This is a genomic window from Janthinobacterium agaricidamnosum NBRC 102515 = DSM 9628 (genome assembly GCF_000723165.1).
Classification (GTDB): domain Bacteria; phylum Pseudomonadota; class Gammaproteobacteria; order Burkholderiales; family Burkholderiaceae_D; genus Janthinobacterium; species Janthinobacterium agaricidamnosum.
This window is the reverse complement of record NZ_HG322949.1, coordinates 5,908,829-5,910,225: the sequence shown is the minus strand read 5'-3', so window position 1 is coordinate 5,910,225 and position 1,397 is coordinate 5,908,829. Positions and strand designations below refer to the sequence as shown.

The 1,397-nt window shown below is 55.1% G+C and carries 1 protein-coding gene (cut by a window edge); it reads left to right on the top strand.

Features of this window, described 5'->3' with window-relative positions:
• Positions 1-40: 40 nt before the first annotated feature.
• Positions 41-1,397: the 5' portion of an IS30 family transposase gene (locus GJA_RS25655; protein ID WP_081905581.1), read on the top strand. The gene runs 20 nt beyond the window's last position; 1,357 of the gene's 1,377 nt are visible here — the first part of the coding sequence; it begins with the start codon at positions 41-43; the stop codon falls past the right edge of the window.

Here is a 1,397-nt window from a genome sequence, read left to right as displayed (position 1 = left end):
TTTAATCGAGGAGGTGTTTATGAGGCGACCAGCGGGGCGGATGAACAAGTTGACTGGGCGAAAGGCGATGCGCTCGCCAGGTGCGCCATCGCATCGCCGGGAAACCGAGCGGCGGTTCTGGGAACAAATAGCAACGGGGATTACAAGCGAAAAAGCTGCTGAAGCGGTTGGCGTGTCGCAAGCAGTCGGGACGCGTTGGTTTCGTCATAATGGCGGCATGCCACTTTCTATGTTGAACCCAATATCTGGAAGGTACTTGTCGTTTGCTGAGCGAGAAGAGATTGGACTTCTTTCGTGCCAGGGCGTCGGAGTACGAGAGATTGCGCGCCGTATCGGGCGTAGCGCATCAACGGTTTCCCGTGAGCTGACACGTAATGTTGCAACTCGCTGTGGCCGACTTGAGTATCGAGCTTCGGTTGCGCAGTGGAAGGCTGAGCTGGTTGCGAAAAGACCCAAGCCATCGAAACTGTTAACTGATCCACGTTTGCACGACTACGTTCAAGATCGCCTGGAGGGCAAGGTTCGTGACGCGAATGGTCGTGACATCTCTGGGCCTCGGCCAGCGCCGTTCATAGGAAGAAATAAGCCGCATCGCGGTGATCGTAAATGGGTCACCGGTTGGTCGCCCGAACAAATTTCCAACCGACTAAAGATCGACTTCCCGGATGATCAATCCATGCGCATCTCTCACGAAGCCATATACCAAGCACTTTATATCCAGGGTCGAGGAGCTCTCAAGCGCGAGTTGGTTGGCTGCCTGCGTACTGGGAGGGCATTGCGCGTACCGAGAGCAAGGGCACAAGCCAAAGCCTGGGCACATGTGAGCGAGGATGTAATGATCTCCAACAGGCCTGCAGAAGCCGACGATCGTGCGGTCCCGGGGCATTGGGAGGGTGACCTGATCATCGGACTAAACCGGTCTGCGATCGGAACGCTAGTTGAGCGTTCAAGCAGATTCACCATGCTTGTCCACCTGCCTCGCGAGGAAGGCTACGGATTGATACCCAGGACGAAAAATGGCCCCGCGTTGGCTGGCTACGGAGCTGTCACGATGGCTAATGCGCTCAAGAATACCGTGACCGACATGCCCACCCTTTTGTGGCAATCATTGACCTGGGATCGTGGCAAAGAACTGTCAGATCATGCCCGCTTCACGGTCGAGTCCGGGGTGAAGGTATTCTTCGCCGACCCGCATAGCCCATGGCAGCGCGGCACAAACGAAAATACGAATGGCCTACTGCGGCAGTACTTCCCAAAGGGTACAGATTTGTCTCGGTGGAGCGCTCAAGAGATTCAAGCCGTTGCTAATGCGCTGAATTCCAGACCCCGGAAAACGCTTGGTTGGAAGTCACCGGCAGAAGTACTGGACGAATATCTACAATTTGTTCAACAATCTA